Here is a 13,087-nt window from a genome sequence, read left to right as displayed (position 1 = left end):
AAGAACTACAGTGCACTTTTAATACAATCACTGCTATTAATCCAAATAGAATAGTACCTACAGCTTGACCATATAGGACACCTAATGCTCCAAACCAATATGCTCCTAAATAAACAAATGGTAATGTCCCTAGTGTTGCTTTACCTAAATTCAACGCTGTAGAGTAAAAAGGTTTACCTAAATTATTAAAAGAAGCGTTAGCAATAAATAAGGTGCCATTGAACATAAAGGTAATTGCTACGCAAGTACAAAATTTAGATAAGATGATAGATGCATCACCTTGTAAATTAAAAGCTTGAATAATACTCCCTTGAACATGATAAAGGATTATGCAAATTAACACGGTATAACTAACTACAATAATCAATGAATTCTTTAAAATATCTTTTATCCGATCAAATTTATCTGCACCAAAATTTTGCCCAATAATAGGACCGATTGCACCAGAAAGAGCAAAGATCGCTGAAAAACAAACAGGTACTAAACGACTTATTACACTGTATCCTGCTACAAAACCTGTTCCAAATCTAGCAATAAAATAAGTTACAATTAAATTGCCAATTGGAGTAGAAATATTAGTTATAACTGATGGAACAACAATACCTAAAATACTCTTAATATTATTTTTCCAATAAATAAATGAAGGTTTAGCTAGCAATTTATGTATAAAAATTAAAGGATAAATGGAAAAGTATAATACGGTAAATCTAGCGATAATTGAAGCTAACGCTGCACCTTTTATATCCCAACCAAAAGAAAAAATAAACAGCAAATCTAAAACAATGTTAACAACACCTCCGAAAAGCACTGCTAACATAGCACGCCTTGCATCTCCTGTTGCTCTAAGTGCAGAACCAGATGTCATTCCTAAAGCAATTAATGGACCACTAGGTAATAAAATATATAAATATAACTCAGCTTTTTCTAAAGTATACCCTGTTGCTCCAAGTATTGATAATAGTTCAGGAACAAAAAAATATGTGATAACACTAACAGTAGAATTAATTAAAAAAGCTGTTATCATTATGCTTATTCCAAGTTCTTTTGCATGTTTCCAGTGTTTTTTTCCAATAGCTTTAGAAACTAAGGCCCCCATTGCTATTGAACTACCAAGAGATAAAGAAGTTAGAAAAAAAATCAAAGTACTCGAAAAACCAACCGCTGCTGTTAACTCAACCTCTCCTAACATGCTAATAAATAACATATCAAGAAAATCGACCATAAATAACACCATTAAACCTATTGAATTCATAGCAGAGATAACTAATATGTGTTTTATGGTTGATCCTTTAGTAAAATCAACATTTTTATTCAAAAAGATTCCTTTTTTTATTTAATCTTTCAATACAATTAAGAATTTTGATAACTAAGTTTTATGTAAGTAACTAAATCCAAAAATCTCTCATTTTATTAATACTATTTTCATAATTATTGGATTTATATGAAGGAAAGGATGAACTAAAATTACTTCTAATCTATTAGAAATAATTTTAATCTAGTTAAATATAAAAAAATATATTTTATATCCTCCTTAAAAAGAATTATAAATACTATCAGTGATAGAATTATGTACATACTCTTTAGGTTCGCTACCTCGTATAAAATACTCAAACATAGAGCTTTCATCAAACTTATCAGTTAATAGTCCTGAACTTCGATCAATACGAACTCTTACTATATTTGGAGGAATGTGTTTTTTTCGAATTGGCTCGTGCTTTAAAGCTACACGCATAAAATCTATCCATGCTGTTTGTGCAGTTTTCGCTCCTGTTTCTGAACCGGAAATTTGGTTTTTATTTTTTAGATTTTTATTTAACTGTGTTCTACCTAAATCTCGATTATGGTTATCAAAGCCTACCCAAGCTGTAGCAACTATTCCAGGAGCGTAACCATGGTACCAGGCATCTTTTGATTCGTTGGTAGTCCCTGTTTTACCACCAATATCATGACGCTGAAGTTTTTGAGCTCTCCAACCTGTACCATTCCAACCAGTATTATTAAGCCAATCACCACCACCCCAAATGTTGCTATATAACATTTCACGAACTAAAAATGCTGTTTGTTCTGAAATTACTTGAAAAGTATACTTGTCATTACTATTTCTTCTTCTAAATTTTATCTCCCCATATTGCCCTTCTACTTTATCAATAAAAAATGGTTTAATATAAAAACCACCATTAGCAAATATAGAATAACCTGTCACCATTTCCAATGGTGTTAAACTACTGGAACCAAGAGCAATTGTTTCTGAATTCGCTAATGCGTTTTTATTAAAACCAAAACGCGTTAGATATTGACGTGTTTTATCAAGACCAACCTTACGAAGAAGTCGGACTGCCATTACATTTTTAGATTTTGCTAAACCAACACGCAATCGAGTAGGACCAGAATAAGATGCTGGAGAATTTTTAGGCCTCCATGCTATTCCTAAGGTTTTATCCCACTGATTAATTGGTGCATCATTAATTAAGCTAGCTAAAGTCATACCATGATCAATTGCTGCTGAATAAATAAATGGTTTCATACTTGAACCAACTTGACGAACAGATTGAGTAACTCGATTAAATTTATTGATAAGAAAATTAAATCCACCTACTAAAGATAATACAGCACCGTTTTTAGGATTCATGGCCACAAAAGCAGTATTAGCATTTGGTATTTGACTCAGTGCCCAAACTGTATTTGGTTTATTTTTATCACTTTCATTTTTTTGAATTTTTCTTACCCATACTTGTTCCCCTTTTGTGAGAATATCTCTTGCAGATGTTGGTTCGATTCCCTGAACATCGTCGCTTAAAAACCTTCTGGCCCAACTCATATCATTCCAATTTATAATTTGCTCTCCATTGCATTTAACAAAAACCGTAGCACTTTTAAAATCTACTTTAGTAACAATAGCTGGGATAAGCTGACCGTATGTTGGTATTCTAGATAATTTTTCCTTCATTTCTTTTTGAGTCAATGGATCATGGTTTTCTTTCCAAAAAATTTTTTCGGGCCCCCGATAACCATGACGCTCATCATAGGAAAAAAGATTATCAATAGTTGCTTGATTAGCTGCTTTTTGAAGATTTGAATCTATAGTTGTATAAATACTTATACCTGAGGTATACACATCTTCGTCAAGATTCTTAATAACCCAAGATCGTACTAGCTCAGCTATATAGGGAGCATGTAATTCAATGCTAGAAGAATGATAATATGATTTAATTATTTCATGACTAGCACTATAATACTCTTTTTGAGTAATATATTTTTCTTTTAGCATACGTGATAATACTAAATTTCTACGATCAATAGCCCGTTTAAGAGAATAGATAGGATTCATAGTTGAAGGTGCTTTTGGAATACCAGCTAGTGTTGCAATTTCACTAAGCGATAATTTTTGTAAATCTTTACCAAAATATGTTTGTGCAGCAGCGGCAAATCCATATGTTCTTTGTCCCAAAAAAATTTTATTAACATATAACTCAATAATTTCTTCCTTAGAAAAAACTTGCTCTATGCACAATGCAATTAAAATTTCTTTAATTTTACGACTAAACTTTTTTTCATTTGATAAGAAAAAATTTCTAGCCAATTGTTGGGTAATTGTACTAGCACCTTGTTTAGGTGAACCAGAAAGTGCAACAACAATAGCAGCACGAATGATGCCTATTGGATCAATACCAAAATGTTCATAAAAACGAGTATCTTCAGTTGCGATCAAAGCATTAATCAATGGTTCAGGGATCTCATCATAACTTATAGGGATGCGTCGTTTTTCACCAAATTGAGCAATTAATTTCCCATCTTGGCTAAAAATTTTCATCGGTGTTTGCAATTTAACATTCCGCAAAATAGCAACATTTGGTAATTCAATTTTCTTAAAATAATAAAAAAATCCAATCACACTCGTTCCAAGAATTATAAAAATTACAATGCTGATGATACATAAGTACTTTATAAATTTCACCAAGGAAAATCTCTAATAAATTAATTACTATATATGATAAATCTAAACAATAATGGTAGGAATAAGTAAATGTTTTTTCCTATATCTAAAATTTAACATAATAGAAATTTATACGAATACAAAAATTGACTAAATTTAGAAAATGATTAATAACCAAACAATGTATTAACCGAACTAACGAAGAAATAGCATATTTAATATTTTTTGAATAATTGCTTTATGATTCAATAAAACGTGACTACGGGGAAACCAATTTGGAGTAGAAAATACTGTTTTTGCTTGAGAAAATGCCTTGAATCCTTCAATACCATGATATTGACCTATCCCAGAATCTCCTATTCCTCCGAATGGAGCATCATCAACCATACAATGTAGTAACGTATCATTAAAACAAACTCCGCCACTGTATGTTTGTTCAATTACTTTTTTTCTTAGAATCTTTCTATTACTTATTAAGTATAATACCAATGGCCTAGGTTTATTATTAACATATCTAAACGCCTCATCAATATGGTTATATCCAATAACCGGAAGAATAGGGCCAAAAATTTCTTCCTGCATTAGGATCATATTATCGTTAACATTAGTGACTAAATGTGGAAGCATTTGTCTTTTATTTGGCTGAATTTCATCAAAAGTATGGATATCAGCTCCTAGTAATTTCGCATTATCTAAATATCTTTTGAGTCGTTGATAGTGAATGTCATTAATGATATAAGTTAAATCTATTTTGCTTTTTTTTGTAATAAATATATCTTTAAATTGTTTTAAGTATAAATCTACAAACAAATTTTTCTTAGACTCAGGAATAAAAATATAATCTGGTGAAACACATATTTGTCCAGAATTTATGCTTTTTCCCATCATAACAATATTAACAGCTGAATTTAGTTTTGCATCATCAGAAATAATAACAGGAGATTTTCCACCTAATTCTAGTGTCACTGGAGTTAAATTTTTTGCTGCAGATTGAGCAACTAGGCGACCAATTTTAGTTGAACCTGTAAAAATTAAGTGATTAAATGGAAGATTACTAAATAATTCAGCTATCTTAGAATCGCCCTCTACTACTTGAATCTCATCACATAAACTGGCAAAAATTATACTTAAAACATTGTTGGTATTATGTGTATATTCACTCAATTTTACCATCACTAGATTCCCTGCAGCAATTGCAGTAACGACAGGAGACAAACTGAGTACAATTGGGAAATTCCAGGGAACCATAATACCTATTATACCAAGAGGTTGATAATATACTTGTGTTTTTGATGGGAATAATAAAATTCCTTCTGAACGAGAACTTGGTTTCATCCAAGAACGTAAACGTGAAATAGTATAGTTAATATGATTAACAGCAGGTAAGATATCGCAAATAAGACTATCAAATGGACTACGAAAACCATAGTCTTGTCTTATAGATTGAACTAATTTTGTTTTTTTATTTAATAAAGCTCGTTTTAACTTTCTTAGTTTATTAATTCGAGTAATATAATCTGGATTGGGGTTCAACTTAGCACGCAATTGCATATCACAAAATATTTTACGGAGTTTTTTCTCCATTTTATTTTTTTTCCAATTTTAAAAAGCATATTAATATTTTATCATTCTAGATGATAAAAAGACTTATATCTATTATTTTTCTCTAAATAAATTATCCATAGCTACAACTAAATATTTGATCATAGACCAACATGTTAATATCATAGCAATATACATAGCAATATAACCAATCCAAATCATCCATTCATTATAGCTCCAAATCAGTAACCATAAAGCAGACATTTGATTCAATGTCTTAATTTTAGAAATGTTAGATACAGAAACAATAACTCGTTTTCCAATTTCAGCCATCCATTCTCGTAATGCAGAAATGATAATTTCACGAGAAATCATAACCACTGATGGAATAGTAATCCATACATTATGATAACTTTCAGTAATTAATATAAGTGCAGTAATAACTAATATTTTATCTGCTACAGGATCAATAAAAGCACCAAATCGAGAAATTTGATCAAGTCTTCTAGCTAACATTCCATCTAACCAATCTGTAAATCCTGCTCCCCAAAATACAATCGAAGCTGCAAAAGGAGCCCAACTATGTGGAAGGTAAAAGATAACAACAAATATTGGGATTAAAAAAATTCGTAATAAAGACAAAATATTAGGGATATTAAAACGCATATCTTTAGCCCTTATTAATTGCGTTTTCTACTAGTGTAGTATTTTACACTTGATGGTTTTTTCTGCTAAAGTCATCCTTACATGAAAAATTTAAACCAAACTTCAATGGATAAGTTTTACATTCTTAAAAACTTCCTTATATCTAATTGAAGATTACTAACTAAGTCAAAGTTGATTCCCTTATTAGACTCTAAATGGTTGAAATAACTTATAACAATTTTATCTTATGAAGAGAAACTGCATATAAACCTCCATAGATATATTGATTTTTAGGACTATAACCAATACAATGACTGAGTAGGTGCTTTAACTTGCAAATATGATTTTGCTTAGAAAAAATTTAATTCAAGTAAAAGTATCTATTAGATAGAATCTTAGCAAATCTATGCAGGTAGGAACTGAAAAATTTAAACGATGCTTTCCTGATGTTCTTTTAAAGATATATCGAAGCAAAGCTATTACTCCAATAAAAGACTAATTGAAGAGTAATATAACAATTCTTTCAAGTAAATTCCAAGTAATCCTGAGATTAATATTTTAATGCTCAAATTGAGTAAAATCTGCTTAAATCGATAATAAATTACATATAAAAAAATGAAATCTTTCATTTTTTAAAACACATAGTGTTATAAATAAACTTTTAAACTTTGCTAACACAGTAAAACCTAAAAAATACCTTGCATATTATGTATGCTTTTTTATTTGTATAAAAAAATAAAAAGAATCAGCTAACTTACTTAAATATGACTCATTTCAGGAGTTTACATTTTATAAAACGAATATTAGAAATCTAGAAACAATATACACCTTCTAATGTATTTATGATCTTAAAGACCTGTTTGAGATTGGTCGTGTTCAATATGAAACAATATGACCAATCTACATTGGTGAACATTTTAAAATATAAAAACTTTATATTGCAAAATATTCCAGAGATTTTCCAGCATCTAATTCTTCTTGAATAGCTGAAGGCGTTCTACCTTGACCAGTCCAAGTTTTTTCATCACCGTTAGCATTTACATATTTATATCTTGCTGGACGTGGAGGTCTTTTCCTTTTGATTTTATTATACCTAATTTCTCTTGATAGTGCTGAAATCAAGGCATTAATATCAATGCCATCTTTTTCAATTTGATCTGTAATAGCTGCTAGCTTAGCCTTTTGTTGTGCCTTATATTTATGTTTTTGCTCTTCAATTTTTTTACGTTCCTGAACAACAATTTTAAATTTATTTAACCCTTCTTCTAATTGCTGCAAAGTTAATTCTCGAGAAAATGCACGTAAACTCCTAATATTTAAGAGTATTTTTATTAAATTTGACATTACTTCTTTTACCAGTTCTTTATATTAAAGTACAAAGATACTAAACTTATCGCGAATAAATTTCAATATATTTACATAACTCTAGAATATATAAAATTCTAAACTATTTAATAAGTTAGAATATCTAAATCTAATTAGAATAAAATAAAATACAATAATATTAATTAAATTTTAACAGATAGAATTATAATAGTTTTTATAAAATGGAATAATATAGACATATATTAGAAATCACTTTTTGTGAAACACATAGAAAAAATTAGTATTAGAATAACATTGACTTATCTTTATATTAATATCATTATCTATTTTATTTTATAGTAGATAATATTTAATAAATATGAATTTAATTGATTTTTCATCCTCTTCATTATCATTGCTGCCTCCTTTAATTGCAATTACCCTTGCTATAGTTATGCGTCGAGTATTACTTTCCCTAGGAATTGGTATTTTGGTTTCTGCTATTTTACTTACTAATTATTCCTTCATATGCTCTGTAGATTATGTTATTCAAACTGTCTCAAATGTATTCTTTATACAAGAAAAAATTAATAGTGAGAATATATACATTCTAAGTTTCCTATTGTTATTAGGAGTTATGACTGCAATATTAACTTTATCTGGTGGTACTTTTGCATTTGCTAATTGGGCTAAAGGTAAAGTAAAAAACAAGCGTGGTTCAAAATTACTTGCAGCCTTCCTTGGCATAATTGTTTTTATAGATGATTATTTTAATAGCCTAGCTGTTGGTGCAATAGCAAGACCTATAACTGATCGCTTTTATGTATCTCGTGTAAAACTAGCTTATATTTTAGATTCTACTGCTGCATCAACGTGTGTTCTTGTGCCAATTTCTAGTTGGGGTGCTTATATCATGACAATCCTTAGCAGCATATTAATATCACACAGTTTAACAACAGAGTACTCACCATTAAGTTTATATCTACATCTCATTCCAATGAATTTCTATTCAATTTTTGCTATTCTTATGGTTTTTGCTGTGATAGTGTTTAAGTTAGATGTAGGTCCAATGCGTTATCATGAAATTAAAATTGAACAAAAAAAGTTTACTAATCCTGCATTTAAAAACAACTCAAAAGAAGGCAATAGTTTTCCTAAAATAAAAGGAAAAGTCTCAGATCTTCTTATTCCTATATTTGCTCTTCTTGTTATGACTATAAGTATGATGCTTTATACAGGATATCACTCCATCACTAAAAATGGGAAACCATTTACGTTTTTTTCTATATTTGAAAATACTGATTTCAGCCTTTCTCTATTTTGCGGAGGGTTAGCCGGTGTGATCTTGTCATTGTTAATTACATTTCAAAAACGAATCCAATTAATACGAATTATGAAAACGGTTTGGATTGGTGCTCAATCAATGTTTGGTGCAATTTTAATTCTTCTATTTTCTTGGGTCATTGGTTCAAGTATCAGTGATATGAAAACTGGAATTTATCTTTCATCGCTTATTTCAAAAACTGACATGCCTATTTATTTGTTACCTGTAATATTTTTCTTTATTTCTGGTTTAATGGCTTTTGCTACTGGAACTTCATGGGGAACCTTTGGTATTATGTTACCCCTTGCTGGCGATATAGCCACAACAATAAATATTGGACTATTTTTACCAATACTAAGTTCTGTTTTATCTGGTTCTGTATTTGGTGATCATTGCTCTCCTATTTCAGATACGACAATTTTATCTGCTACAGGAGCGAAATGTAATTATATTGACCATGTTGTAACCCAACTTCCATATGCATTATCTATAGCTATAACCGCAACTGCTGGTTTTTTAACCCTAGCAAAAACTTCTTCTATTGCTATTTCTTTTTCTGTAGCAACAATAGTATTTGTTGCTACATGCTTAATTTTATCTATTCTATCTAAATCTAAAATTAAGAACATGTAATGTAATATTTAAACTAATCACTTATAATAATATAATAAAAGAGAAATAATGATGCTTTACTGTTACAGTTTACTCTTTATTAATAAACTTCATTATATCCGTTAGTACTATCTGTTTAACTTAATAAATTGTCTCTATGTTTACTATAGATTATTTTGTTCAGCATCTACATAAAGATATCTTTTTTATTATAGGAATTAGTTTTATTATTTGGATAGCTTGGCATCTTACTTATAAGCGTCTAAGCATTTTAGTTAATAAAACTAAATTTCACTGGGATAATTTAGTTCTTGATGCATTTAAAATCCCTATAAGTGTATTAATTTGGTCTTGGCCCGCTATAATTTCACTCGACTTTTTCTTAAAGATTCAGTTTAATTTTAAAACTAACTGGTCCGAAAAATTAAAATTATTACTAATTTCTATAAGTTTTATCTGGATTGCTATTCGTATTATTAATAATACTGAAAAGTATACCTTAATGAAAAAAAATAAAGATGCTACTACTTTACAAATTACTGCAAAAGTAGCTCGTTTATTCTTTATAGCTATAGGTATATTAATAATAATGCAATCTTTTGGTCTCAGTTTATCTGGCGTATTGACTTTAAGTGGTATTAGCGGGCTAATCGTTGGTTTAGCAGCAAAAGATTTATTATCTAACTTTTTTGGTGGTCTAATGATCTACTTTGATCGTCCATTTAAAATCAATGATTGGATTCGCTCACCAGATCGTCAGATTGAAGGTACAGTAGAAAGCATTGGTTGGCGTATTACAATAATTCGTACCTTTGATAAAAGACCGATTTATGTACCAAATTCAGTATTTAGCAATATAGTAGTTGAAAATCCATCTCGAATGTTCAACAGACGCATCAATGAAAATATCGGAATTCGTTATGAAGATGGAAAAAAAATTGTTCTTATCATTCCAGATATTAAAAGTATGTTAATGAACCATCCAGAAATTGATGCTAAGCAAACTTTAATCGTGAGTTTCAACGCTTTTGGACCATCATCTTTGGACCTTCTAGTATATACATTTACAAAAACAATAAACTGGGTTCATTATCATGAAGTTAAACAGGATATTTTGCTTAAGATTATGAATATCATTTATAAATACAATGCTGACATCGCATTTCCAACTCAAACTCTTAAATTAGAATCTAAATATATATCTGATTAATCAGCTATTCTTTTCCTATGCTTTATTTCTAAATGAAGCCCTATAATGTATAATGCAAGACAAACTATCTACATATATTCAAATATAGAAATGTGTCTCTCACTTAAATATAAGAGCATTCTTGACTAAGAATATACTTTTTACTAAAGAAAGGGGAAAATCAAAGCAAAATTATATAATGTGAAAAAAATAACACACTAATTTTAGTGTTATACAGTAAATCTTTTTAAAAAAATTAAAAAACTAATACTACAGACTGTAGCTGATTGTAAAATTATTAATAAACAAAAAATAAATAAAATTTTAGATAAACAACTATGAAAAATTGTAAATAGAAAATTTTAAATTGCTTATAACATTCTAATTAACTTATTGTTTCAAAATAATAATCGAAGGAATTTTAATATGATCATTAAACCAAAAATCCGAGGTTTTGTTTGTACTACTGCTCACCCTATAGGTTGTGAAGTTAACGTAAAAAAACAAATAGCCTACACTAAAAAGCAAGGAATAATTCAGAATATAGCAAAACGTGTATTAATTATTGGTTCTTCTAGTGGTTATGGTTTATCTTCTCGGATTGCTCTAGCATTTGGTGGAAATGCATCTACAATTGGTATTTTCTTTGAAAAACCAGAGACTGAAAAGAAAACAGGCACTGCCGGTTTCTATAATGCAATGGCTTTAGATAAAATAGCTAATCAAGCAGGTTTATACTCAAAAAGCCTAAATGGAGACGCTTTTTCAGATTCAGTCAAGAAAAAAACAATAAAACTAATAAAAGAAGATTTAGGTCAGATTGATATGCTAGTTTACTCACTAGCCTCTCCAATAAGACAATTACCTGAGACAGGCAAAATTATTCGTTCAGTTTTAAAACCTATAGGTGAAACATATACTTCAATAGCGGTAGATACAAACAAAGATCTAATTGTTAAAGCAAATATTCAACCTGCAACACAAGCTGAAATAAAAGATACTGTAACTGTAATGGGAGGTGGAGATTGGGAACTTTGGATAAATGCTCTTCTAGATGCAAATGTATTAGCAAAAGGCTGTAAAACGATTGCCTACAGTTATATTGGTACAGAAATAACATGGCCTATTTACTGGAATGGAACAATTGGTAAAGCTAAAAAACATTTAGAGTATACAGCATCACTCCTAAATAAAAAATTGTCAACAATAATCAGTGGTAGTGCTAATATCGTTGTTCTGAAATCAGTTATAACTCAAGCTAGTTCTGCTATTCCAATAATGCCACTATATATTTCGATAGTATTTAAAGAAATGAGGAAAAAAGGGATCCACGAAGGTTGTATTGAAAATATTTATCGACTTTTTAGTCAACATTTGCATACCAAGAAGACTTTATCTTCAAATATAGACAGTGAAAATCGTTTACGACTAGATGATTGGGAACTTCGTGAAGATATCCAACAAAACTGTTATAACATATGGTCAAATATTACTTCAGAAAATTTAAAAGAATTATCAGATTATAGTGAATATAAACAAGAATTTTTAGGATTATTTGGTTTTGGTCTTAAAGAAGTAAACTATGAAAAATCAATAAATCTATTAGAAATAAAATAAATTATAGTATAGCAAATTAACAATTATCATCTATCATAGTATGATAAACCGATACAGTTTTTGCTTAATTTAATTTGTAAAGCAGAAATACCCAAATGGCTAAAAATATACAATTTTGCTTTTATGCACAACAAAACTGGCCTTATATACGGTAAATATGAAGACCTTCAGGATATGCTACATATACATGTATACTGCTATAGAAATAGTAAATAAAATACCTATTATATTTAGTTTTTTTTAAGTAATTCTATACATTGTCGTGCACTATTATGGAAAATCATTTAACATTTTCTATTTCTACTTTATGCAGCACTATACATAACAAATGCACTTATAAAACATATCCATTTATTTCTAAAAAAATAGATTAATAATATTTAGAGTATATAACTAACTACATTATACATATAACATTTAGCAACCTCATCCAATAAAATTATAAAAGATTGAATTTTTATTTATTATAGATAGTTGATAGGAATCGATATGTCAAATAATCAAGATTTGATGGATGCTGGTCTTAAAGTTACTACCTCAAGATTAAAGAGTCTAGAACTTTTTCAGCAACCAAAATATCAACATATTACTGCTGAAGATTTATACAAGAAATTAATCCAGATAAAAGAAAATATTAGTATATCGAGTTTTAAATCAATTTAACAATGTAAGATCAGTATTTGAACTATCCAGAAAAGAATACCATGATCATCTATTATATTTAGATTGTGAGAAAGTGACTGAGTTTTTAGATAAAATTATCGAACAGAGACAAAAAAATTGTTGCACAACATAATCTAATTCTAACTTTCCATAAACTTTATTTATATGCTAAACACTCAGATATAAATACCTCATGTAAAAATAATTCCAATGCATACATAAAATACGTAAACAAACATTAATTTCAATACTTGTG

At 29.1% G+C, this 13,087-nt stretch carries 7 protein-coding genes and 2 pseudogenes; 4 read left to right on the top strand and 5 right to left on the bottom strand.

The features are described 5' to 3' along the window. Window positions 1–10 precede the first annotated feature (10 nt). From CF66_RS02025 to CF66_RS02005, 5 genes and pseudogenes are all read right to left on the bottom strand, one after another. Window positions 11–1,315: pseudogene (locus CF66_RS02025) on the bottom strand (MATE family efflux transporter); the annotation flags it as partial. Between the two features lie 216 nt (window positions 1,316–1,531). Beyond that, a complete protein-coding gene (locus CF66_RS02020; RefSeq protein ID WP_034411390.1) occupies window positions 1,532–3,955 on the bottom strand; it encodes a penicillin-binding protein 1A in 2,424 nt (807 codons plus the stop codon). 174 nt (window positions 3,956–4,129) lie between these two features. Then, window positions 4,130–5,518: a coniferyl aldehyde dehydrogenase gene (locus CF66_RS02015; RefSeq protein WP_052541660.1), complete on the bottom strand. Its 1,389-nt coding sequence runs from the start codon at window positions 5,516–5,518 to the stop codon at window positions 4,130–4,132. Window positions 5,519–5,590: 72 nt separating this feature from the next. Beyond that, window positions 5,591–6,142 carry a CDP-diacylglycerol--glycerol-3-phosphate 3-phosphatidyltransferase gene (gene pgsA, locus CF66_RS02010; protein WP_016503479.1) on the bottom strand — a complete coding sequence of 184 codons (552 nt, stop codon included), beginning with the start codon at window positions 6,140–6,142 and terminating at the stop codon, window positions 5,591–5,593. Between the two features lie 912 nt (window positions 6,143–7,054). Further along, window positions 7,055–7,465: an H-NS family histone-like protein gene (locus tag CF66_RS02005; RefSeq protein ID WP_016503480.1), complete on the bottom strand. Its 411-nt coding sequence runs from the start codon at window positions 7,463–7,465 to the stop codon at window positions 7,055–7,057. 340 nt (window positions 7,466–7,805) lie between these two features. Here CF66_RS02005 and CF66_RS02000 point away from each other — a divergent pair, with 340 nt between their 5' ends. The 4 genes and pseudogenes from CF66_RS02000 (at window position 7,806) to CF66_RS01985 (ending at window position 13,073) form a co-directional block, all read left to right on the top strand. Then, window positions 7,806–9,383 carry a Na+/H+ antiporter NhaC family protein gene (locus tag CF66_RS02000; protein WP_016503481.1) on the top strand — a complete coding sequence of 526 codons (1,578 nt, stop codon included), beginning with the start codon at window positions 7,806–7,808 and terminating at the stop codon, window positions 9,381–9,383. A 136-nt stretch (window positions 9,384–9,519) separates the two neighbouring features. Further along, window positions 9,520–10,572: a mechanosensitive ion channel family protein gene (locus tag CF66_RS01995; RefSeq protein WP_016503482.1), complete on the top strand. Its 1,053-nt coding sequence runs from the start codon at window positions 9,520–9,522 to the stop codon at window positions 10,570–10,572. A 405-nt stretch (window positions 10,573–10,977) separates the two neighbouring features. Beyond that, on the top strand, window positions 10,978–12,168 hold the full coding sequence (gene fabV, locus CF66_RS01990) for an enoyl-ACP reductase FabV (RefSeq protein ID WP_034411388.1): 1,191 nt from the start codon (window positions 10,978–10,980) through the stop codon (window positions 12,166–12,168). A gap of 489 nt (window positions 12,169–12,657) precedes the next feature. Then, window positions 12,658–13,073, top strand: a pseudogene (locus CF66_RS01985) (transcriptional repressor). Window positions 13,074–13,087: the final 14 nt, after the last annotated feature.

This window comes from Candidatus Photodesmus anomalopis, from assembly GCF_000731785.2.
GTDB classification, from domain to species: domain Bacteria; phylum Pseudomonadota; class Gammaproteobacteria; order Enterobacterales; family Vibrionaceae; genus Vibrio; species Vibrio anomalopis.
This window is presented reverse-complemented; position numbering and strand designations above follow the sequence as displayed.